Origin of the sequence: Adlercreutzia equolifaciens DSM 19450 (assembly GCF_000478885.1) — a bacterium.
GTDB lineage: Bacteria > Actinomycetota > Coriobacteriia > Coriobacteriales > Eggerthellaceae > Adlercreutzia > Adlercreutzia equolifaciens.
In genome coordinates this window covers 2,561,340-2,584,641 of the sequence record NC_022567.1, presented here as the reverse complement: position 1 = coordinate 2,584,641, position 23,302 = coordinate 2,561,340, and the positions used below count along the sequence as shown (strand labels likewise).

Below are 23,302 nucleotides of genomic sequence, written 5' to 3'. Positions count from 1 at the left end.
ACGCCATCGGCCCACGATGCGCTCGCGACGGCAATAGGTATGGTTCCGCTATCGAGCCGTAGGTTCTTCTATGACCTCCCACCGGCCGCCTTTACGGGGGCCGGTGTGGCGAAGCTTGCCTTCTTCTTGGAGCTGCTTCATGACACGCTGCATATGGCGAGTAGATACGTCCAGCGCATTCGCGAGCTCGCGGGCCGACGAGGAAGGATTCGCATGCAGCAATTCGAGAACGCGCTCGTCGAGAGGCGCACGGCTCTTCGCGTCTTCAGGAAATTGCGCGAGGAATTCCAGGCGCTTCTCTAGCTCTTCGGTTTCGCAGGCGAGCAGCAGGAGCACGAACGGAGCATCATCGCCATCGGCTTGCCAGCGCTCCAGCGACCCCTTGTATTCCAAGGCGTGGGATGCCTTAATGGCGACCGGTGCGAACTTGAAAGACTCCAGTTGGGCGTTCAGCAGCAAGCGCCCTGCGCGTCCATTGCCGTCGGCGAAGGGGTGGATGGCCTCGAAGGCGGCATGGAACCAGGCGCAAGCCAAAAGTGGGCTACTCTCCTGAACCAGGCGGTCGAAATGGAAGATCAAGTCATCCATTTCCTCGCGGATGCGCAAAGGGGAGGTGGGCGTGGTCCGCGATGCCCGTATGATGGCCGGCGCATTGCGGTAGATGCCGCGGGCAGCGGGTTGAAGGTCGAGAGCGCAGCGCTCGTGAGTGTCCAGGATGAGGTCTTTGTCGAAGGGCCGCTTATCGGTGCTGTAGCGGGCGAGGAAGTCGTGACCCTCGAAAATGCCTCGTGCGGCTATTTGCTCGCGACCGGGCTTTCCGGGGACGAACTCGCCCTCGTAAATGATCTCCGTTTCCGCAAGCGTAAGCGTCGACCCCTCGATGGCATTCGAGTTGTAGGCCATGCGCACAAGGAAGTCCTCCTCGTAGGAACGCAGGGCCTCGGGGCTCGCGATGAGCCTGCGCTGCCGACGCCATGTGACGGCGAGAGATTCGACCTGTGCGATTTCCTCGCGGTAGTCGCTGGAGGGAAACGAAGTGCTCAACATCGCGGACCTGTCTTTCTCGATGTCGTAATAAAGGGTGTCAGTTTCTCCCATATGATACAAAATGTCGTAATAACTGGTGAGTTTATTACGACATTTCTGGAAACGTAATGCGTCGAGCCGTTGGAACCGTCTGCTAGCTTCGCGTTTGGAGCTCACGGCTGGCGCTTAGCTCGTAAGGCCATTCTCTTTGCCGCAAGTCTCCATGCACTCAAGAACGATGGCTGCACCTTCACGCACCCAATCGCTGGCGTTAGCTGAATACGTGAGTGAGGTGGGCATGCCGAAGGGCTTTCCGTCCAATTCTTCGAAGAGCACCACGTCGGCGCGGTCGGCGAACCAATGGCGATTTTCCGATAGCCCGCAGATGTGGAGGCCGTCGCCGTAGGTGGCGAAGGCCAGGCCGCTCATGCCGTTGATGGGCTGAAGGCTGAAGCGCAGATTCAGATTGTCGCCCAACATGCGCTCGTAAAGATAGCGGATGCGGTCGTAATTGTGGGCATCGTTGATGATGATGGATGCGCCGCGAAGGTCATTGCGAGAAAGCGCGGACTTGTTTGCCAGGGGATTCGACGCCATCATGCTGATACTCATGCGGAAGACCAAACACGTTTTTGTTACCAGATCGAGAGCGCTCGCCTCCTTTACGAGCGAGGCGAAAGGCGTGTAGTCGTAATCGAGCACGATGTCGGCCGAGCCATTGACGATGGGCTGGAAGATGGGATCTCGGTAATCGTGCTCGACGAAAGCAAAGGGCATGGGCAGCCACTCTTTAAGTTGGGTCGCAAAAAGCGGAGTTGGATATTGAACAGCGATGCGAAGAGTGGCATCAGGATCGCCCATCTCTCGGCACCGTGCCAGCGTCTCGTCGAGTCCATCCAGCAGTGTTCGGGCTCCGTCGAGAAAAACGGCCCCTTTGTCGGTGAGTCGGTTGCCAGCTTTCCGGTCGATGAGCGAAAAGCCCACGTCGCTCTCGAGCGCAGTAATATGGGTGCTTAGCGTTGATTGGGCGATGAACAGCTCTTTGGCGGCGTCGGTGAAGCTTAAGTAGCGAGAGAAAACGGCGAACTCCCGCAAGTACTCGGTTTTCATAGCGGATCTCCTCCCTTGCTTTTTGCATTATCGCATGTTGCGCAAAACAAGAGCACGACGTCCGAGACGGCGATATCGGATTTCACGAACAGCCATCATGAAACGTGATAGCGGATCGCGCATTTGCATTTAGCTATCGGCCTGGCACCAGCGCACTATGGGGTCGTGCCGAAGGACAACTAATGTAAGGAAAGGGGACAATCATGAATTTGAACGAAGGACTCAATCGTCGCAGCTTTTTGAAGGGCGCGGCTCTCATGGGTGGAGCCGCCGCTTTTGCCGGCATGGCTGGCTGCGCGCCCCAAACGTCCGCCTCTCAGGAACTGAGCTCTACGAGCGATTCGGCGTGGGACAAAGAAGTGGACGTTGTGATCGCCGGCGCCGGCGGCGGTGGCCTGGCTGCGGCCGTTGAGGCCTCTGCGGCGGGCAAGGAAGTTGTCGTGTGCGAAGTGATGAGCAGCGCCACCATGTCCAATTCAGCCCTGTGTGCCGGAATGATTCAGGGTGCTTGCACGAAGCTGCAGAAAGAGGCCGGCATCGATGATTCGGTTGAGGAGTTCGACAAGTACCTGACGGCTGTGGCCGAGGGCTTCGAGAATCCCGAGCTGCGCCGTCTGTACGCCGAGAAGTCCGGCGAGACCATCGATTGGCTAGCCGAGCAGGGCGCGGCTCTTTCCACTGAGCGCCTGTCGACCCAGGGCACCATGGTGGACTACTACACCGATGTGACGCCCGCCGTGGCCCGCATGCACCAGAACGCCGATGGCATCGGCGCTGGTTTCACCGAGCCGCTGCGCAAGAAGGCTGAGGAGCAAGGTGCGGAGTTCATGTTCGACACCCAGGTCACGCGTCTGCTCACCAATGCCGATGGCGAGGTGGAAGGTGTTATTGTGGCAGATGGCGGCAAGGAGCAGCGCATCAAGGCGCGCCTGGGCGTCATCTTGAACACGGGCGGTTTCTCCCGCAATGCCGATATGGTGCGCAGCTTCATGTCGCCCGCGATGCCCGGCATGTTTAGCGATCGTCCTATCATGGGATCCTACGGTTCGCCGTGGCAGCAGGGCGACGGTATCATGATGGCGTGTGCGCTCGGTGCCAAGCTGGTGAACCCTTGGTGCGCTTACAATGTGGCCCCTGGCTTGGAGCGCAAGGTCGAGGATAATTCTGCCGGCTATATCTCCATGCCGGGCATTTTCGTTTCCACCGATGGCCAGCGCCACGTGCTGGAGAACGGCCGTCCAACTGAGAACGTAGTGGGTGATGTCTGGAAGCAGCCGAACGGTTATGTGTGGAACATCTGGGATCAGGGTCTCGCGGATGCGACGGCTGATTTCGGTGGACCGATTATGTACTGCAGCGACGGGTTCGAAGAAGAGCTTTCCGGTGGCTATGTCGTCAAGGCCGACACCGTGGAAGAGTTGGCGGCGGCCCTTGATTTGGATGCGGATACCCTTAAGAAGACTATTGATGGCTTCAACGAAGGCGCGGCCTCCGGTGCCGATGCCCTGGGTCGTCAGAACGCAATGCCCCTGATGCAGCCGCCCTTCTTCGCCGGTCGCGTGATCGCTGTCTCGCCCGATACGGCTGGCGGTGTGGACGTGAACACCAACACCCAGGTGCTCAATGTGTTCGGCGAGGTGATTCCGCGGCTCTATGCCGTGGGCAACATGGTTGGTGGCTTCAAGGGCAAGGTGAACGCCGGCTGCGGCCAGGCGCTCGGCTGGACCTACACTTCGGGCCGCATCGCCGGTCAGCACGTGGTGACGCTGGAGCCACTCGCGTAACTATTTCGTTGTCGTCTGCCGGGCTTCCCCTCCCTTCCGGCAGTGCGACCCAAGAAGGCGAGGGTGGCCCCAGTCGGTGGTCTCCCTCGCCTACGGTGCTTAAAAATCGTAGCGTCCATACTGTTTGGAATGTTAAGCTTTAACGAGCTGGTGTTGATGGAAGGCCTGTCATCATGCGGGCCTTTCATCGCACCGGATGGTTGCTAAAGAGTCATTCATCTCGGGATGGACTCTCGAAACCTCGTGGCACGAGGAGGGGCTATGGATATTCAGCAGATCAAGTACTTTTCTCGGGTTTATGAGATGCGCAGTTTCACGCAGGCGGCTGATTCACTGTTCATTTCTCGGCAGGCATTGCGCAAGTCGGTGGCGCGGCTCGCCCAGGAAATGGGGGAGCCGCTGTTCGAGAACCGGGGTAACGTGCTCTTCCCCACGTCGGCGGCCGATCTGCTGTTCAGCGCCTCGCGTCCGGTGTTGAGTGCGTTCGCGCAAATGGAGGCCGAGTTGAACCTCGGCAAGCTAAAGAGCCAAGGGATCGTGCGTTTTGGGCAATCGGTGGAGGCAAGCGACGTTATGACCTCGGGCGAGATGAGGCAGGTCATCGACTTTTCCTCGACAAGCGAGCTCGTGACCAAGGGAATGCGCTTCACCGAAGCAAACTGCGTGGAGTTACGCCAACAAATCCTTGAGGGCGATCTTGATTATGCGAGCCTTATTGCCACAGTGGTGAACGAGTCCCTTTTCGATTACGACACGGCCATTGGGGGACGCATCCACATCGCCGTCCGTACTGATGATCCCCTTGCTGAGAAAAGCTTCATACGCCTCGAGGATTTGGAAGGACGTCCCTTCACCTCTCAAGGAGCTGGGTTCGATGTGCACGATCGCCTGGTGGAGGCGACCGAAGAGCGTGGTGTCAAGCTTAACATTGTGTGCACGCGTTCGGGTTTGCGCAATCGGCTCGAAATGGTGCAAACCGGCGTGACGCTCACCTATGCCTACCGCGATCTGAGGTTTCCCCGTGTTGCTCCGGACGTGGTGTGCATTCCTCTTGAAGAGGCTCCCATGAAATGGTTCTACTGCACCATTGCGAAGAAGGGGCTCGGCGACCCCTATCTGCTGCGGTTTTTCAGCGGCAAAGAAGATTTCGTCCTCTGGAAGGACTGACAGCGGTTCGTCTCCATATCTAAGCGAACTCCTTCGTAAACCAAAAGTTCCCGGCGAACAACTCAAAGATTCTCCCCTCAAGTCTCGCTTGATTTCAGAATGAGGCCACAAGATGCCCGTCAATAACGCGGCGGACGCACGAGACGAGGAAAGGGGACATCTTGGAGTCTGTTCAGAACACGACGGGAACTCTGACGCGAAGAGGGTTCCTCAAGACCACGGCCACGGCCGCGCTCGTTGCGGGCAGCGCCTCGGCTGCGGGTTTCGCGGCGCTGGCGCCCAAGACGGCGTCAGCCCAAAGCGACGAGAAGACCTGCACGACCTACTGCAACGCCTGCATGGGCTGCCCGCTGGAGGCCGTGGTGCGCGACGGCAACGTGGTGCTCACGCGCGCCAAGGAGATTGAGGGCGCGCCCATCGATCAGAAGCGCATGTGCGCCCGCGGCGCCTCCATTCCCACGCTCATCGTGCAGGAGAAGCGCATCCAGTACCCCATGAAGCGTGCCGAGGGCACCGAGCGCGGCGCCGGTCAGTGGGAGCGCATCAGCTGGGACGAGGCCATCGACACCATCTGCGCGAAGATCAAGGAGTACCAGGCGGAATTCGGCTCGGGCAGTGTGTGCTCCTTCACCTACGGCACCACCGAGCCTCGCAACATGTACAATCTCAACCGTTTGGAGAACGTGGCCCAGTTCTCGCACCAGAACCGAACCACCGACTTCGCGCTCACGCAGGGTACCATGTACACGGCGGGCGGCTTCTACTATCAGGGCGGCGCCGACATGGATCTCGTCTCCCAAATGAGCACCTTTGTCGTGTGGGGCCATAACCCCATCGTGTCCTGGCCTAACGCCTGGCACTACATCGCCGACGCGATTGAGAACAACGATTGCAAGCTCATCGTCGTCGACCCCAACAAGAACACCATCGGACAGAAGGCCGACTTGTTCGTGTCGCTGCAGCCCGGCACTGATGCCGCGCTCGCTCTCGGTTTGGCGAAGATCATCGAGGAAGAGGGCAAGACGGATGATGCCTTCATGCAGCAGAAGTCCTGCGCCCCGTTCCTCGTGAAGGAGTCCGACGGCCGCTTCCTGCGCAAGAGCGACTTGGAAGAGGGCGTTGCGGCCGACGCCGACGACTTCGCCGTATGGGACGAGGCCACGAATGCCATGGGCTACGCCTCCACGGCGCAGAACCCCGTGCTGCGCAAGAAGGGCATCGAGGTCGCCGGCCAGCGCTGCAATACGGCCTACAGTCTCCTCATCGACCGCATCAGCGAGTATCCCATCGAGATGGTATCCGAGGTGACCACCGTTCCCGAGGAAACCATTCGCACCTTCGCCGACCTGCTTTGCCGCCCTGGCATGGCCGACATCTTCCAAGGCTATGGCATCGACCATTACGGGCACGGTTTCAATACCATTGCGGCAGTGAGTGTTTTGCGTATTATGCGCGGTATGGTGCCTGAGCCCCGTATGAGTTACCCGCTTAATTCCAGCGGCTTCGATGAGACGGAAACCGAGCATCCCGCTATCGTCCAGTCGCTGGGTACCTTTATGTTCAACGACCTGCTCGACACGGGAAAATACACATTCCCGGGCGTGACCGCGCACATGGGCGAGCAGGTGATGGAGCTTCCCGATGTCACGGTAGAGCAACCGCTCAAGATGCTCATCTCTTTCGGTGCGAACATCGTGAACTCAGCTCCCGACCGTAACAAGACCATCGAGGCGTACAAGAAGTTCGATTTCCTTGTGACTGCCAACATCGAGTGGTGTGATACGGCCGACATTTCCGATATCGTGCTGCCGGCGGCCACCATTCAGGAAGTGGGCGGCCCCATTGGCATGAACGGCTGTCTGGTTTGGGCCGATAAGGCCGTCGAGCCGAAGTTCGAGGCCAAGTCCGACTACGACATGGCGAACCTCATCGGCCGTGGGCTCGGTTTGGACGAGTGGTTCCAAGAGGAGTTCGACGAGGGCATGAAGCACGTGGTGAACACGGCCATGAGCGCCGCCATGGGCATCGATGCCGACAAGTTGAAGGAAGCCGGCGTGATGTACGTGGGCGCCGTTCCCATGCCGGCCTACATGACCATGACGGGCAAGCTGCAGTTCTATCAGGAGAACCCTGGCCCCATCGAGAACTACGGCCAGCCCATGGACCCCGCGAGCATCGCGCTGCCCCATTGGGAGCCGCCCATGGAGGCGTGGCCCGTCACAGCCGGTGGCTTCGATGCCAACCCCCTGGCCGAGAAGTACCCGCTCATCGTGACCGCCGGCACCCGTCGCTTCCGCGTGCACTCCTACTACGGCCAGAACCCGCTGCTGCGCGAGATGGAGATCAACGAGCCCTGTGTGCGCATCAATCCTGTGGATGCCGAGGCTCGCGGCATCGAGGACGGCAGCTACGTGTGCCTGTTCAACGACCGCGGCCATGCGGTGGCCAAGGCCACCTTCAGCGCCGGTATTCGCCCGGGCTGTCTGGATATCGACCGCGGCTGGCAGCGCTCCCAGTACCTAAGCGGCTGCAATAACGACCTGACGAGCAAGCAGATTGTGGACTGGACCTGCCCCACCTACGCCTACCACGATTGCCTCGTGGAAATTGAGCCGTGGGACGGAGTGGTGGCGGAGTCTCAGGAATAAGAGGAGGAGGAACCCATGAGATACGGAATGGTCATCGACCTTAAGCGCTGCTCTGGCTGCAAGACCTGCTCGGTCGTGTGCAAAGTGGCCAACAACATCCCCAACGACATTATCTGGAACCGCGTGCTCACCGAGGGCGGCAACGCGCCTGACACGGCTGGTGGCACCTGGGACAATCCCGAGATGCAGCACTGGCCCGTGGCCTGCCAGCACTGCGAGAACCCGGCCTGCACCAAGGTGTGCCCGGTGGGTGCCACCTGGAAGGACGAGCAGACGGGCATTGTGCGCCAGGATTACGACAAGTGCATCGGCTGCCGCATGTGCCTGGCCGCCTGCCCCTACACCGGCGTCCGCTCGTTCAACTGGGAGGAGCCGGCCTACTACGCCGACTTCGCCCTGGGCGACGCCGATGCCGCCAAGCACGAGAAGCACACCGTGGAGAAGTGCATCTTCTGCACCCAGCGCGTGGCTCGCGGCGAGCAGCCGGCTTGTGTGGCCGACTGCATCGGTCGTGCCCGCCACTTCGGCGACCTGGACGATCCGAACTCCGAGGTGTCCAAGCTTCTGGCCAGCCGCGAGTACACGCAGCTGCACACCGAGTTCGGTACCAAGCCCTCTGTCTACTATCTCGTCTAGGAAGGGAGATACGCTATGAACGATGCGAAAGGAAGCGCCGCGTCTCATCGCGGACTGACCGTGGGGATCATCGCTTGCGCGGTGGTGGCTGTCATCGGCGTTGCCCTGTGGATGGTGCAGCTGTCCGGTGGCATGATTCAGACCGGCATGCGCAACCTCGATTCCTGGGGCTTCTACATCACCCTGTTCATGTTCTTCGTGGGCCTGTCCGCCGGCGGCCTCATCATCAGCTCCATCCCCAACGCCTTCGGTATGAAGGGCTTCGGGGACATCTCGCGGGTGGCCATTTGGACGAGCATCTGCTGCACCTGCGTGGCCATCGGCTTTGTGGTGGTTGACTTGGGCGGTCCCTTGCGCCTGTGGGAGCTGTTCGTCTATTCCAACCTCTCATCGCCGCTCATGTGGGACATCATCGTGCTTTCCACCTATCTCATTCTCTCCATCGTGTACCTGTGGGCCTACCGGCGCGAGGATGCGGGGAAGATGTCGCACACCGCCATCCGCGTCATCTCCATCATTGCTCTGGTGGTGGCGGTGGGCGTGCACACGGTGACGGCTTGGATCTTCTCGCTGTCGGCGGCCCACGAGTTCTGGCACACCGCCCTGATGGGCCCGTGGTTCGTGGCCTCAGCGCTGGACTGCGGCACGGCGCTCGTGCTTATCGTGGTCATCGCTTTGCAGAAGGCCGGGCGTCTTACCATCGAGCGCTCCTCCATGGTGAACCTGGCGAAGATGCTCGCGGTGTTCACCTGCGTCGATCTGTATTTCTTCGCCTGCGATCTGCTGACGAGCGGTTTCCCCGGCGGCGAGGGTGCCAATGTGGTGGCGATGCTGGTCACCGGCCCCTTGGCGCCGTTCTTCTGGACGCAGATCGCCTGCATGGTGCTGGCCTGCGTCATCCTGTTCGTGCCGCGGCTGCGCACCAAGGGCGGCGTGGTTCTCGCCTCGGCGCTCGTGATCGCCGGTGTGTTCTGCAAGCGCTGCGAGATCTTGGTGGGCGGCTTCCAGATTCCCAACATCGAGTTCGCCGACGTGGCCAACCGGATGACCATCACGAACTGGGAGTCCGGCATGTCGCTGTTCGGTTACCAAGGCCTCGTGTACTGGCCGACCCCCTTGGAGTTCGGCGTAGCCCTGGGCGTGGTGGCTCTCGGTGGCTTCCTGCTGCTACTGGGTTTGAGGTACCTCCCGCTCCATCTCACGGAGAAGACCGCTTAGCGGCTTTATCGCCGAGAGTGGAGACCTCCCTTCGAAGAGCCGCAGGCCCGCGCTTGCGGCTCTTTTCGCCTTGGAAAGGATGAGCGGTGAAAGCGAATTCGAGCGAAGTGAACAGTTTGAAGCGGAGAAAGACACGGCGAAAGCGGCTTATGGCTGTCGCCATCGTTGGCGCCGTTTTCGCCGGCGTGGCACGGGTGGGGTTTGCTCTTGCGCCGGATTCGGGTGTGCATCCTCTGACGGCGGAGGCTGTTTGTCCGGTAGCCGGATGCGCAAGTGTCATGTGCCACGGGTACGACGCTGTTCCCGAACCCGATGGTCACAGCGAGATGCGTTGTCCCGAGGCTGGTTGCGCGTCGGTCGAGTGCCACGGCTGGGATACTCTCACTGGCCGTTACCACCAGGCCTCCGATATGTCCTTGAACCTGTGGATTCTCATGCCCGTGACGCTGGTGCTCGGCCTTTGGTTGGCCGTACACGGCTTGTCGAAGGGAGAGCGCGATGCGAGTGCCTAGAATCGCTTTCGATATCATGTTGCTTGCCTTCTATCTGGTGACCGCAAATCCGGCGACGACGGGGATGCCCTTGCACGAATATCTCGGCGTGGGCGTCTTTGTGCTTATGGTTGCTCATGTCGTGATGAGCGGTGAGGGTCTAGGCGGTCGTGGCCGTTGGACGCAGCGCGTGCTCAACGGCGTGCTGCTGGTTGCACTCGCTTTCTGCGTCGTGTCGGGGATCATGGTGTCGGGGGCGCTGCTTCCCTCCTTGGGCCTTTATGCGACTGGCTACTATTTTTGGGATCCCGTGCACGCCCTTTCCGCCAAAGTACTACTAGCCGCCCTGCTCGTTCATATTGTTCTGCGTATACCGGTGGTTATGTCGGTGTTTCGCCGTCATTCCTCCAATTCTTTCGCTAGATAGCGGCCGGTGAGGCTTTCCGGGTTGGCGGCCACTTGGGCGGGGGTGCCCTCGGCCACGATGCGGCCGCCGGTCTCGCCGCCGCCGGGGCCCATGTCGATGACGTAGTCGGCGTTGGCGATCATGTCCAGGTCGTGCTCGATGACCACGACGGTGGCGCCGTGCTCGATGAGGTTCTGCAGCACGTCGATGAGGGTTTCCACGTCCAGCGGGTGCAGCCCGATGGTGGGCTCGTCGAAGATGAAGAGGGTGTCGTCCTGGTTGCGGCGCATCTCGCTGGCGAGCTTCAGCCGCTGGGCCTCGCCGCCGGAAAGTGCCGGGGTGGCCTCGCCCAGAGTGAGATAGCCCAGGCCCAAATCGTGGAGGATCTGCAGCTTGTCGCGCACCTTCTTCAGATGGGCGAGGGCGGAAAGCGCCTGGTCAACGGTCAGCGTGAGCACCTCGGGCAGCGATAGCGTGTGCACGCTTTCGAAATCGTCGGCATGCTCGTGTCCCGCCGCCATATCTCCGCAGGGGGCGGGTTCGCGGGTCGCTTCTCGCTCCATCTCGGCGTCGGCGGACAGTTCGACGCCGCCTTCGATGGCCATTTGAATGGCGTAGGCCTCCCGCCCGTAGCGGCTGCCGCGGCAGTCGGGGCAGGGGATGTCCACGTCGGGGAGGAACTGCACGTCCAGGGAAATTTGTCCCGTGCCGTCGCAGGTGGGGCAGCGCAAGGATCCGGTGTTGGAGGAGAACGCGCCCGCCTTCAGCCCCTGCTCCTTGGCGTCCGGCAGAGTGGCGAAGGCACGGCGCAGATCGTCCAGCACGCCGGAGTAGGTGCCCACGGTGGAGCGTACGTTCACGCCGATGGGCGTGGCGTCCACCAGATCGACCCGCGCGATGCCCGGAGCGTCCACGGACAGCACATGCCCCGGCAGCGGCGTGCCGGCCAGCGATGCCTTCAGCCCCGCGACCAGGCTTTCTAGCACGAGCGTTGTCTTTCCGGAGCCCGACACGCCCGTCACGCAGGTCAGACGCCCTTTCGGAATGCGCGCCTCCAGCGGATGCACGGTGTGGATGGTGTCGGTCTCCAGCGTGATGGCTCCTTCGTCGAAGAGATGTTCGGGTGCGACAGGCGTGCGCACCCGCACCTTCGCTGTGCCTGCCAGAAACGGCCCGATGCGGCTGGCCGGGTTCGCCTCCACCTCGGCCACCGACCCTTGGGCGATGACGCGGCCGCCGTCGGCGCCCGAGCCGGGTCCGATCTCGATGAGGTGGTTCGCGTGGCGCAGCACGGCCACGTCGTGATCCACCATCACCACGGAGTTGCCGTCGGACAGAAGGTCGTCCATGACGCCCAGCAGCCCCTCGATGTTCGCCGGATGCAGTCCGATGGAGGGCTCGTCCAGTACGTAGAGGACGCCGGTGGTGCGGCTGCGCACGGCGCGCGTTAAGGCCACGCGCTGGCGCTCGCCGTTCGAAAGCGTCTCGCTGGCACGGTCGAGGGTGAGGTATCCCAGCCCCAGCTGCTCCAGCCTCTGGATTGGCTCGGTCATCTCGCTCGTGATGGAGTCGCACATCGGGCGCATCTCTGGCGGAAGCCACGGGGCCACGCCAGGCAGCCACTCGCGCAACTCGTCCAGCGACAGGGCCGTCACCTGGGCGAGATTGCGCCCATCGATGGTGGACGACCGCGCCTTCTCGGAGAGCCGCGTGCCGTGGCAGTCGGGGCACACCGACTCGCAGAGGAACTTCGCCACGCGCGCCATGCCCTTCTCGTCCTTCGCTTTCGCCAGCGCGTTTCTCACGGTGTTCACGGCGCTGTAGTAGGTGAAGTCCAGCTCGGTGGCATGGTCTTTGTTCTTGGGGACGTACAGGATGTGGCGCTTCTCCATGGGGCCGTGCAGCACGATGTCCTTCTCGGCATCGGTGAGGTCGCGGTAGGGCACGTCGGTGCGCACGCCCATCTCGCGGGCCACCTGCGGCATGAGCGACCACATGAGGTTGCGCCACGGCGCCACTGCGCCCTCTTCTAAAGTAAGGTTGGGGTCGGCGATGAGCGTGGACTCGTCGATGTCGCGCACGACACCGGTGCCGCCGCAGGTGGGGCAGGCGCCACCGCTGTTGAAGGCGAGGTCCTCGGCGGAGGGGCCGTAGAATTCCACGCCGCAGGTGGAGCAGGTAATGGGCAGCTCGGCGGCCACGTTCAGGGTCGGCGCGTTCACGTGCCCGTTGGGACACACATGGCAGCCGAGGCGCGAGAACATGAGGCGCAGGTAGTTCAAAAGCTCCGTGGACGTGCCGAACGTGGAGTGCACGCCGGGTATGCCGGGCCGCTGGCGCAGGGCGAGGGCCGCCGGTACGTGCAGCACCTCGTCCACGGTGGCGCGTCCGGCCTGGGAGATGCGTCGGCGGGTGTAGGTGGAAAGCGCCTCCAAGTAGCGGCGACTGCCCTCGGCGTACAGAACGCCCAGCGCGAGCGAGCTTTTGCCCGAGCCGGAAACGCCCGCAATGCCCACGAGCTGCCTCAGCGGCACATCCAGCGAGAGGTTCTTCAAGTTGTGCACCCGCGCCCCGCGCACCTCAATGGCGGTAGGCTCGGTGAAGGCAAGAGGCGTGGCGGTTTCGATGTGTTCCATGGAGGCTCGATTCTCGCGCGATATGCAAAGCGCCCCGCGGCGGGGCGGGGCGCTTTCAAAGTCTGGAGCCAACGAGCGGATTCGAACCGCTGACCTACGCATTACGAGTGCGTTGCTCTACCAGCTGAGCCACGTTGGCAAAAGTGCTTCTTGCGAAGCGGCTGTTTAGTATAGCGAACTGGTCGACGCTGCGCAAGCAGCCGCATGGGGGAATTCCCCAGATGCGCACAATGACGGTATCGAAATGCAGGAATTCGCGCTGGCTCGAGCAGCCGGCGTTGCTCTTTCGGGTGCGGCTGGACGCGAGGGGGGTGCCAGATGTGCGAATCGGCTAGTCGGTGTCTTCGCTCGGTTAATCTGGAAAGGCCGTGGGGCGGGGCGGGGGAGGGCGCTCCAACGCTATACTGGTCGCCATCGAAAAAACGGGGAGCGTGAGTTGAAACTGAACGGTTCGACTCGCCTGCGTGCGGCAATCCGCGCGGCCGTCTCCCCTTAAGAGCAACGAGGTGCGTGTATGAGCTTGAGGTTTTCGCTTGCGAAGGCGGCAAGTGCGGTTTCAACCTGGGGGTTGCGCCATGTGGCGCATCGGCCCGCGGCCAACCTGCCGGGAAAGATCGCGCTCAAGATTGATCCGTCGTTGCTCGATGAGCTGCGCGGCAAGTGCACGCAGGGCTCGGTCATCACGGTGGGCACCAACGGGAAGACCTCGACGAACAACCTTCTGGCCGATGCTTTCGAAGCCTCCGGCCGCACTATTATCTGCAACCGCACCGGGGCCAATCTGGCCGCCGGCATTTCCTCGGCGCTTCTGCAGCAGCCGGCCGCCCAGTGGGGCGTCTTCGAATGCGACGAGTTGTGGCTTGCCCACGTGCTGCCGCATCTGCGCTCGAACTATGTGCTGCTGCTGAATTTGTTTCGCGACCAGCTCGACCGCTGCGGCGAAATCGACCGCATCCAAACGTCCATTGCGGGCGCGTTGACCGCCTCGCCTGACACCGTGCTCGTGTACAACGCCGATGACCCGCTGTGCGCCCGTATCGCCGATGAGGTGCCCAATCGTACGGTCGCCTTTGGCCTGAGCGAGTCTATGGGCTTGGCCCAAAACACCGTCACCGACGCCCAGATGTGCCAGAAGTGCGACGGCATGGTGCGCTACCATTACCGCCAGTACGGCCAGCTCGGCGACTATTTCTGCGACCAATGCGACTTCGCGCGCCCGACGCTGGACTTCGCTGGGCGCGACATCGCCATCGGGCCTTCGGGCGTGACCATGGAGGTCTGCGGGCCGGCCGGCTGCGAATCGGTGCATACGCCGCAGCCGACGCCCTACGCCGCTTACAATCTTGTGGCCTCCTATGCCCTTTGCCGCGAGGTGGGCATTCCCACGGCCGATTTCCAGCGGGCCCAAGATGCCTTCAACCCGCGCAACGGCCGTTTGCAGCGTTACCGTCTGGGTGGTCGCGACGTGCTGCTGAACCTGGCGAAGAACCCCACGGGCTTCAACCAGAACCTGAAGATCGTGGAAGCCGACCGGGGCCCCAAGATGGTGGCCTTCTTCATCAACGACCAGGTAGCTGATGGCCGCGACATTTCTTGGATTTGGGATATCGATTTCGAAGAGCTTGCCGACCAATCGGATACGGTGGTGTTTGCCGGCGGCTCGCGCGCCCACGATTTGGCCGTGCGCCTGAAGTACGCTGGCATTGAGGCGGCGGTCATCGAGAACATCGAAGACGCTTTCGCTCGCTTGGGGGCGCTTACCGCTGCCGCCGTGCTGCCAGCCGACGCTGCCGTCTATGCTATTGCGAACTACACGGCACTGCCTCCGGTGCACGCCGCCCTGAACGCTATGGAGGTCGCCGAACCCGCCGAGGCCGCCGAACCCGCTGCTTCCGATCTGGCATCACCGTCGCACGCTGAGGGCGCTGACCCCAAGGCCCCTTCCCACGACGCAGCCGCTTCCGCTTCCGCCACCGCCACCGCCACTTCCGAGCCTCCCGTCGTTATCGCCCATATGCTGCCCGACCTGCTGAACCTCTACGGCGACGGCGGCAACGTGCGCATCCTTGAGCAGCGCCTGCGCTGGCGTGGCATCCCCGTGGAAGTGCGCCGCATCCAGCACGGAGAGGCGGTGGACTTCTCCCAGGTCGACCTCGTTTTCATGGGCGGCGGCCCCGACCGCGAGCAGAAGCTTGCCAGCGAGCAGCTGCTGGCGATGCGCGACGAGCTGGCCGCCTATGTGGAAGGAGACGGCCCGCTGCTTGCCATCTGCGGGGGCTACCAGATTCTCGGTCGCCAGTGGCTGTGGGGCGACGAGCTTGTGCCCGGCCTTGGCCTCATCGACATGGAGACGCGCCGCCCCGGCACGTCGGCCGACCGTCTCATCGACAACATGGTGCTCGAATCTCCGCTGGCCGCCCATCCCGTCGTGGGCTATGAGAACCACGCCGGCCGTACCTACCTGGGCGAGGGCGTGGAAGGTTTCGGCCGCGTCGTGTCCTCCTGCGGTCACGGCAACAACGATGACGATCGCGTGGAGGGCGCCCGCTACAAGAACGTCGTGGGCACCTATTCCCACGGGCCGCTGCTTTCCAAGAACCCGGAAGTGGCCGACTGGCTGCTCGCCCGCGCTCTCGAGCGCCGGACGCAGCGCACCGGAACCCCGGCCGCCGATCTCGCTCCTCTTGATGATAGCGCCGAGCTCGCCGCCAACGCCTCCATGGTCAAGCGCCTGTCGTAGGAGACGCTTCAATGTTGATGCTCCTGCTCGGCGCATCCGTGGCGAAGTTGTGGGCAATCTGCCGTTCTCCTATGGCTTTTCACTGGTAATGGGGCCCATTTTGTTGCGCCGTTCGGCAATTCTTTGCCAAAATGTTACTTCGAATTGAGCAATTCTTGGCTTTGCGGCGCTGTGCGGCTTGCGGTTCTGCTTGTCAGGAAACACGAACCACGAAAGCGAGACCTTCCAGGATGGCCGAAACTCCAGGCAAGAACAACCCCCGCGCGCAGCACGCATCTCAGCCCACGGGGAAGTCGAACAATCCAAGGCATTCGCAGCCTGTCGGCGCCAACAACCCCCGCAACTCCCAGCCCATAGGGAAGGTGACGAACAACCCCCGTCATTCTCAGTCGGTGGGGTCGAATAACCCGCGCCATTCTCAGCCCGTCGGCTCGAACAACCCGCGGCACTCCCAGCCGCTTCCCAAGCAGCCTGCCCTCGAGGGAACGGTGGCCGACGCCATGCCGGTGCTGCCTCCCATGGCCGAGCCCAACCCCTATTCCCGCGGGGCCACCGGTGATGACTACGCGAAGGATCGACGCCGCAAGAAGCGCAAGCGCATTCTGCTCGGCGTGCTGGCCTTTGTGTTGGTGGGCGTCCTCGGCGCCACGGGGGCCGCGTGGGCCTATATCTCCGGCATCGAGCAGGAGATGAACGAGGACATCACGCCCGAGGTTGTGGAAGCCCTGGAGGCGCCGGCCGAATACGACGGTGGCACCTTCTACATGCTGCTCATGGGCACCGACAAGTCGGCCGCTCGCGAGCAATCGACCCAGTATGCCGGCGATACCTTCCGCTCCGACTCGATGATCCTCACGCGCGTCGATCCTCAGAACAAGAAGGTCACCATGGTGTCGATGCACCGCGATACCGAGATTGAGATCGAGGGCTACGGTCTGCAGAAGCTGAACGCCTCCTATGCCATCGGCGGCCCGGCGCTTGCCATCAAGACGGTTTCGCAGATGGCCGGTGTGCCCATTTCCCACTATGCCGAGATCAACTTCGACGGCTTCGAAGAGGTCGTTGACGCTCTGGGCGGCGTGGAAGTGGACGTGCCGATGGAAATCAACGACGACGAGGCCGGCGGCCATGTCGATGCAGGCGAACAGACCCTGACCGGCGAAGAGGCGCTCATTTTGTGCCGCTCGCGCCACTCCTACGACGAGTACGGCGACGGCGACCGCTACCGCGCGGCCAATCAGCGCCTGGTGCTGGGCGCCATTGCCAAGAAGATTCTCTCGGCCGATCCGGCCACCATGGCCAACACCATCAGCGCGCTTTCCCAGTACATCACTACTGATTTCAAAGTGGGCGATATCGTGGCGCTGGCCACCTCCATGCAGGGCATCGATCCGTCGAAGGACATCTACTCCGCCATGGAGCCGACGATCAGCGAGTATAAGAACGACACGTGGTACGAGCAGCTTGACGTGGCGGCGTGGAACACCATGATGGGCCGCGTGCGCGAGGGGCTTCCGCCCACCGAGGCCGATGAGGTCGACGAGTTGAACGGCACCGTGCTCGCTAGCGTTGGCGACGGCAAGGCGGCCGCGAGCGACAGCGAGGGCGTGCAGGGCGCAAACGGCACGCAGCGCCAGACTTTCGGCGAGACGCGCACGGGCATCGTCACTATCAAGAACGGCAACGGCATCAACGGCGTGGGCGCCGAGGCGCTCGAGCGCATCAAGCCCCTCGGGTATACCGCCGACGCCTCCAACGCGAACAGCTTCAGCTACGAGGAGACCGTGGTCGTCTTCGATACGCCCGATCAGCGCGTTTACGCCGAGGAGCTCATCGACGCTCTCGGCTGCGGCCGCGCCGTGCAGAACACTGACGGCGAGTACGTCTACGACGGCGACTTCCTCATCCTGATCGGTAGCGATTGGCAGTAGGAAGCCGTGCATCTCATCAACCGAAAGGGCCCCGCATTGGGGCCCTTTTGCGAGCAAAGGAGTCCCATGCGATTTGTTTCGTGGAATGTGAACGGCATTCGTGCTGTGCTGAAGAAGAACTTCCTGGAAGTGTTCGACGCCTTCGACGCGGACATCTTCGCCATTCAGGAGACGAAGTGCCAGGTCGGCCAGGTGGAGTTGGATCTGCCGGGCTACCACCAGTACTGGAGCGCCGCCGAAAAGAAGGGGTATTCGGGCACGGCGGTGTTCACCCGCGAGGAGCCGCTGCGGGTGCTGCACGGCTTGGGCAACGAGTACCTGGACGCCGAGGGACGCATCGTGGCCTGCGAGTTTCCCCAGTTCTGGTTCGTGAACGTGTACACGCCGAACTCCCAGATGGAACTTGCGCGCATCGACCATCGCATGGAATGGGACGACGCGTTCCGCGACTTCTGCAAGGGGCTCGAGGCCGGCGTGCTGCCCGACGGCAGCGCCAGCGATCCGAAGCCGGTGGTGATGTGCGGCGACTTCAATGTGGCGCATGAGGAGATCGACCTGAAGAACCCGGGCCCCAATCGCGGGGCGTCGGGCTTCTCCGATGAGGAGCGCGGGAAGTTCACCGAGCTGGTGGACGCCGGCTTCACCGACACGTTCCGCCTGCTGCACCCCGACGAGACGGGCCGCTACAGCTGGTGGAGCTACCGATTTCGTGCCCGTTCGACAAATGCGGGATGGCGCATCGACTACTTCCTCGTGAGCGACGAGCTGCGCGATAAGGTGGTGGCGGCGAGCATCTACGACGACGTGGAGGGCTCCGACCACTGCCCAGTCGGCCTGGAGCTCGACCTCGACTAAATCCATTACCGTAGGCTGATTCCGTAGGGGCAGCCCTTGGGCTGCCCTTGCTCCCGACAACGGCGCCGCTCGGAGCCAAGGGCGGCGCAAGCACCGCCCCTACGCAAAGAGTCACCAAGAAAAGGAATCCATCATGCTGAAGATAACCGTCGTTGCCGTGGGCAAGCTGAAGGAGAAGTTCTGGGTGGCGGCCTGCGACGAGTACTTGAAGCGGCTGCGCCCCTACGCGAAGGTGACCGTGGCCGAGATTCCCGATGTCGATCCGGCGCGGGCCGGCGGTGTGGAGGCGGCTCGCGAGCGCGAAGGCGCAGGCATTTTGGCGGCCGTGCCGGAGGGGGCGCACGTCATCCTCATGGCCATCGAGGGAAAGCAGCGCTCGAGCGTCGACTTCTCCCGTCACCTGGACGATCTGGCTCTGCGCGGCGCAAGCGAGCTCGCGTTCGTCATCGGCGGTTCCGACGGTGTGAGCGATGCGGTGCGCGCCCGGGCCGACGAGACGTTCTCCTTCGGCCCCATCACCCTGCCCCACAACCTGGCCCGCGTCGTGCTGCTCGAGCAGCTCTACCGCGCCTTCAAAATCTCCCGCGGCGAGCCCTATCACAAGTAGGGTCTCTTCTCGACGTCCAGTCAAAAGTGGGAAAGCGTTCTGCCCAATGTTGGGCAGAAGCCCGGCTGTCCTCTTCCTATACTGGCCTCATTCGCCAAGAGGGGGCGCAATCATGAAGGATGAACCCTCCTCTTTCAGGCGATTTAGCGTTGCAATGCGCATCGCTGCTCTTACGAGAGAAAGAGGAGGAGTATGGAAGAGAAAGAGCAATTCGCTCCCACCGAGATCGTGAAGGACGGCAAGGTCACCCGCCGCACCTTCGTGAAGGGCGCGGGATGGCTGACCATCACGTCCGCCATCGGCGCCAGCGCCCTTGGCTGCGCACCGTCGAAGCAGGGCGCCGAGGAGGAGCCCCTGGCCGAGACCGGCCCGGTGGCCGATCCCGAGGAGGGCTTCACCTACAAGAGTGCCTGCTGCTCGGTGAACTGCACCTCGCGCTGCCACCTTCGCGCTCGCGTGAAAGACGACAAGATCTACACCGTCACCCCCGGCCAGATGCCTGGACGCGACGACTACGCCAACTGCTGCCTGCGCTCCATCGGCTTGGGAACGCGTACTCACGATGAGAGCGTGCGCGTCATGCATCCCATGAAGCGCACCGGCGAGCGCGGCAGCGGCGAGTTCGAGCAGATCACCTGGGAGCAGGCCATCGACGAGATCGCCGAGCGCATGGAGGCCACCAAGGCGCAGTATGGCCCTAAGGCTTGCGGCTTCTACTCGTTCACGGGCAACCTGTCGAAGCTCTCCTGGGAGGCACCCACCCGTTTTGCTGGCACCTATGGCGCCACCGCCTTCGACATCGAGGGCATTATGGGCGACCATGGCGCCACCATGGGCATGACGCTCTGCTTCGGCCAGGGCCGCGGCGCCCACGACACGCGCGACTACCTGAACTCCAAGATGGTGGTGCTCTGGGGCCGCAACGTGGCCGACACCCACACCTCCGAGTTCCGCTACCTCGTGAAGGCTCGCGAGAACGGTGCCAAGATCGTCGTCGTGGATCCGCGCCTGTGCTCCACGGCGGCCATCGCCGATCAGTGGATCCCCATCAAGGCCCAAACCGACCCGGCTCTGGCCCTCGGCATGATGAACGTCATCATCAGCAAGGACCTGCACGCGAAGGACTGGCTCGTCGCGAACTCCGTGGCACCGTTCCTCGTGCGCGAGTCCGACGGCGCGCTCTTGCGCGACGGCGAGGGCGAGGACGCCGCCTGGATGGTGTGGGACACGGCCGCGAACCAGGCGGTGCCCAACACCACCGAGGGCGTGACGGCCGCGCTTTCCGGCACCTTCGAAGTGAACGGCGAGGCGTGCCGTACCGCTTTCGACCACCTGTGCGACGAGGTGTCCAAGTACACCCTGGAGTACACCTCCGAGATCACCGGGCTGGATCCCGAGGTCATCGAGGCCTTCGCCATGGATTACATCAACGCCCAGCCGGCTGGCATTCGTATGGGTCAGGGCATGCAGCGCGTCTATAACTCCCACTCGCCCTTCCGCACTGTGGCCACGCTGGCCGCCGTGGCTGGCTACATTGGCGTGGAAGGCGGCGGTGCGTCCCACGCGGGCGGCACGGCGTCCATCCGCTCGACCCCCGGCGTCACCATTCCGGCGTTCAACTATGACGAGTGGGCCGACACGGGCGCCAACGAGGTGAACATGGTGAAGAGCTCGACGCTCTACGACCAGATCATCACCAAAGACCCCAATCCCATCGACTTCATGTGGTTCGCGAACTCGAACTTCATCAACATGAGCCCCGATGCCAACAAGATCATCAATGAGGTGCTGCCCAACATCTCCACCATCGTGACGGTGGATCCCTACTGGACCTGGACGGCGAAGTGCTCCGATTATGTGCTGCCGGCCTGCAACTACTGGGAGAAATGGGACTTCCTCGATCGCTCGCCCTGGGTGTTCTTCCAGAGCCCCGCGGTGACGCCGGCTGGCGAGAGCAAGTCCGACGTCGAGATCATGTCGCTTCTCGCGGCCAAGGTGGGCCTGGGCGATTTGTGGTCGAAGACCGACGAGGAATGGGTGCGCAGCTTCGTGAACGAGGAGCATCCGGCTTGGGAGGGCTTCGATTTCGACAAGGCCGTGGAAGAGGGCATCTGGGGACGTCCCGACGGCATCTACGACTCCCAGATCGTCTTCGCCGACGGCGTGTTCAAGACGCCTTCCACGAAGTTCACGTTCTACAACGACGACCTGGTGGAATTCGAGGAGGAAGTGCCCTGCTACAAGCCCATGTTGGAGGATCCGAAGGGCCCGCTCGGCGAGAAGTACCCGCTCGTGTTTCTGCAGTACCACGACCGCATGAACGTGCACACCCAGCACATCGGTATTCCGGCGCTGGCGGGCATTCAGGACGAGCCTCTGCTGGAGATGAACCCGGTGGATGCCAAAGCCCGCGGTATTGCCGACGGCGACGTGGTGAGTATCACAAACGATCGTGGCGCCTGCAAGATGAAGGTGTTTGTCACCGAGGGCATCGTGCCCGGTACGGTGGCCACCCAAAGCGGCTGGACTCCCGACTACACCATTGAGGGCAACTACCAGACGCTGACCCACTTGACGTTGAACCCCACAGAAGAGCACATTTCCCAAACCTGCACGGCATTCTACGACGTGCTGGTGGAAGTAGAGAAGGCGTAGGTGCGACATGGCTAAGCAATATGGAATGGTGATCGACACGACTCGCTGCATGGGCTGCCAGACTTGCGCGGTTGCCTGCAAGGTATCCAACGACGTGCCCGGCGAGCTGTATTGGGCCCATGTGGAAGGACTCGAGGGCGATCTGTACCGCCCGACGGGCACCTTCCCGAAGGTGAAGATGAACTTCCGCCCCACGCTGTGCAACCACTGCGCCGAACCGGCCTGCGTGGCCAACTGCCCCACCGGCGCCATGGCGAAGCGCGAGGACAACGGCGCTGTGGTAGTGGATCAGGACGTGTGCATCGGGTGCGGCACCTGCGTGAACTCGTGCCCCTACGGGGTGCCGCAGATTGACGAGGAGGCCGGCGTGTCCTCGAAGTGCACCCTGTGCTTCGATCGTCTGGACAACGACCATCGTCCGTGGTGCGTGCAGGCCTGCCCGGCCGAGGCCCGCATCGTCGGCGACCTGAACGATCCGGAAAGCGAAGTGTCGAAGTACATCGCCGAGAAGGGTGCGGTGCCTTATTTGGAAGAGAACGGCACGACGCCTTCGGTCTATTACGTGTAAGCCCTCCCTCCCATAGGGGCAGCGACCGAGTGCCGCTGCCCCTCTTCGCTTCGAGGGAAGGCGCTTTGGTACAATGAGGTCGCGGACGCGGGGGATCGGACGCGAGAGGGGAGGGGAACTATGACGTGGACGGGAAAGAACGAGGTGCTCGACGAGGTCATCAGCCGTGCCGAGCTAGAGCGCATGCTTGACGAGGCGGGCGCCACTTATACCTCGCGGCGCATTCCGGCCGGTGCCATGGTGTTCTGGAGCGGCGAGCCGGATGGCAACCATTACTATGTTGAAAGCGGCTCGGTGGAGCTGTACGGCGTCGATGCCGCTGGGCGCAAGAAAGTCATCGACCGCTACGGCCCCGGCATGTTCTTCGGATTCCATATCCTGCGCGACACCAATCTGACGATGTCGACGGCGCAGTGCTTGGAGGACAGCCGCATTCTGGCCATTCCCAAGGAGTCGTTCTTCAAGTTGCTTCGCGGGGGCGCGGATTTCTCCGAATACTGCGTGCGCTATCTGTTCGGGCTTTTGTCCATGCAGACCAACGAGATGCTGAACCAGTCGTTCTACGTGACGGCCCAGCGAGTGCCCATGTTGCTCGCCAAATTGGCGGCCGAGCGTCTTGCGGAAGACGCGGCGCAGCAAATGGTGGTGCTTCCCTACAGCAACAACGACATCGCCGACATGCTCGGCGTGAGCCGCAACTCGGTCACCTCGGTCGTCTCGCGCTTGCAGGCCCAGGGGGTCATCGAGAAGCAGCGCAGTGCCATTCGCATCATCGATGCGCAACGCCTCGTCGAGATTGCCCAGCTCGAGCAGGAGTAGGTCGC

General features: G+C 62.4%; 17 protein-coding genes and 1 tRNA gene. 14 read left to right on the top strand and 4 right to left on the bottom strand.

Translation table 11 applies throughout. The annotated features are described in order from the left end of the window. Positions 1-48 precede the first annotated feature (48 nt). Both AEQU_RS12015 and AEQU_RS10445 read right to left on the bottom strand, forming a co-directional pair. Complete coding sequence (locus AEQU_RS12015) at positions 49-1,047, bottom strand: Fic family protein (protein ID WP_022741279.1); 999 nt, start codon at positions 1,045-1,047, stop codon at positions 49-51. Positions 1,048-1,212: 165 nt separating this feature from the next. Beyond that, positions 1,213-2,136, bottom strand: a complete 924-nt coding sequence (locus AEQU_RS10445) for a LysR family transcriptional regulator (protein WP_022741276.1) — start codon at positions 2,134-2,136, stop codon at positions 1,213-1,215. Positions 2,137-2,339: 203 nt separating this feature from the next. Between AEQU_RS10445 and AEQU_RS10440 the strand changes: the two genes are divergently transcribed. The 7 genes from AEQU_RS10440 (at position 2,340) to AEQU_RS10410 (ending at position 10,507) form a co-directional block, all read left to right on the top strand. Continuing rightward, complete coding sequence (locus AEQU_RS10440; RefSeq protein WP_022741272.1) at positions 2,340-3,920, top strand: FAD-dependent oxidoreductase; 1,581 nt, start codon at positions 2,340-2,342, stop codon at positions 3,918-3,920. Positions 3,921-4,181: 261 nt separating this feature from the next. After that, positions 4,182-5,087: a LysR family transcriptional regulator gene (locus AEQU_RS10435; RefSeq protein WP_022741269.1), complete on the top strand. Its 906-nt coding sequence runs from the start codon at positions 4,182-4,184 to the stop codon at positions 5,085-5,087. Between the two features lie 161 nt (positions 5,088-5,248). Then, on the top strand, positions 5,249-7,735 hold the full coding sequence (locus AEQU_RS10430) for a molybdopterin-containing oxidoreductase family protein (RefSeq protein ID WP_022741266.1): 2,487 nt from the start codon (positions 5,249-5,251) through the stop codon (positions 7,733-7,735). A 15-nt stretch (positions 7,736-7,750) separates the two neighbouring features. Next, entirely contained in the window at positions 7,751-8,371 is a 621-nt protein-coding gene (locus AEQU_RS10425) for a 4Fe-4S dicluster domain-containing protein (protein ID WP_022741263.1), read from the top strand. Positions 8,372-8,386: 15 nt separating this feature from the next. Continuing rightward, a complete protein-coding gene (gene nrfD / locus AEQU_RS10420; protein ID WP_022741259.1) occupies positions 8,387-9,589 on the top strand; it encodes an NrfD/PsrC family molybdoenzyme membrane anchor subunit in 1,203 nt (400 codons plus the stop codon). Positions 9,590-9,738: 149 nt separating this feature from the next. Beyond that, entirely contained in the window at positions 9,739-10,101 is a 363-nt protein-coding gene (locus AEQU_RS10415) for a hypothetical protein (RefSeq protein ID WP_051353528.1), read from the top strand. Then, a complete protein-coding gene (locus AEQU_RS10410; protein WP_022741253.1) occupies positions 10,088-10,507 on the top strand; it encodes a DUF4405 domain-containing protein in 420 nt (139 codons plus the stop codon). The genes AEQU_RS10415 and AEQU_RS10410 overlap by 14 nt, the downstream gene beginning before the upstream one ends. Here AEQU_RS10410 and AEQU_RS10405 read toward each other — a convergent pair. Further along, the gene (locus AEQU_RS10405) at positions 10,480-13,122 is read right to left on the bottom strand and encodes an excinuclease ABC subunit UvrA (protein ID WP_022741250.1); all 2,643 of its coding nucleotides are present in this window, start codon (positions 13,120-13,122) and stop codon (positions 10,480-10,482) included. The two genes, AEQU_RS10410 and AEQU_RS10405, sit on opposite strands and share 28 nt — an antisense overlap. A 63-nt stretch (positions 13,123-13,185) precedes the next feature. Then, positions 13,186-13,261 (bottom strand) — tRNA-Thr (locus tag AEQU_RS10400). Positions 13,262-13,636: 375 nt separating this feature from the next. Here AEQU_RS10400 and AEQU_RS10395 point away from each other — a divergent pair. The 7 genes from AEQU_RS10395 (at position 13,637) to AEQU_RS10365 (ending at position 23,297) form a co-directional block, all read left to right on the top strand. After that, positions 13,637-15,862, top strand: coding sequence for a MurT ligase domain-containing protein (locus AEQU_RS10395; RefSeq protein ID WP_022741248.1), 2,226 nt, complete (start codon positions 13,637-13,639; stop codon positions 15,860-15,862). Positions 15,863-16,092: 230 nt separating this feature from the next. Continuing rightward, on the top strand, positions 16,093-17,793 hold the full coding sequence (locus tag AEQU_RS10390) for an LCP family protein (RefSeq protein WP_244874823.1): 1,701 nt from the start codon (positions 16,093-16,095) through the stop codon (positions 17,791-17,793). 66 nt (positions 17,794-17,859) lie between these two features. Then, positions 17,860-18,648 (top strand): exodeoxyribonuclease III, encoded by a 789-nt coding sequence (locus AEQU_RS10385; protein ID WP_022741238.1) that lies wholly within the window; start codon positions 17,860-17,862, stop codon positions 18,646-18,648. A gap of 136 nt (positions 18,649-18,784) precedes the next feature. After that, positions 18,785-19,255, top strand: coding sequence for a 23S rRNA (pseudouridine(1915)-N(3))-methyltransferase RlmH (gene rlmH / locus AEQU_RS10380; RefSeq protein ID WP_041715546.1), 471 nt, complete (start codon positions 18,785-18,787; stop codon positions 19,253-19,255). A 192-nt stretch (positions 19,256-19,447) separates the two neighbouring features. Continuing rightward, the gene (locus AEQU_RS10375) at positions 19,448-21,910 is read left to right on the top strand and encodes a molybdopterin-dependent oxidoreductase (RefSeq protein ID WP_022741230.1); all 2,463 of its coding nucleotides are present in this window, start codon (positions 19,448-19,450) and stop codon (positions 21,908-21,910) included. 7 nt (positions 21,911-21,917) lie between these two features. Then, on the top strand, positions 21,918-22,478 hold the full coding sequence (locus tag AEQU_RS10370; protein ID WP_041714703.1) for a 4Fe-4S dicluster domain-containing protein: 561 nt from the start codon (positions 21,918-21,920) through the stop codon (positions 22,476-22,478). Between the two features lie 120 nt (positions 22,479-22,598). Next, positions 22,599-23,297, top strand: coding sequence for a Crp/Fnr family transcriptional regulator (locus AEQU_RS10365; protein ID WP_022741222.1), 699 nt, complete (start codon positions 22,599-22,601; stop codon positions 23,295-23,297). The last annotated feature ends 5 nt before the right edge of the window (positions 23,298-23,302 follow it).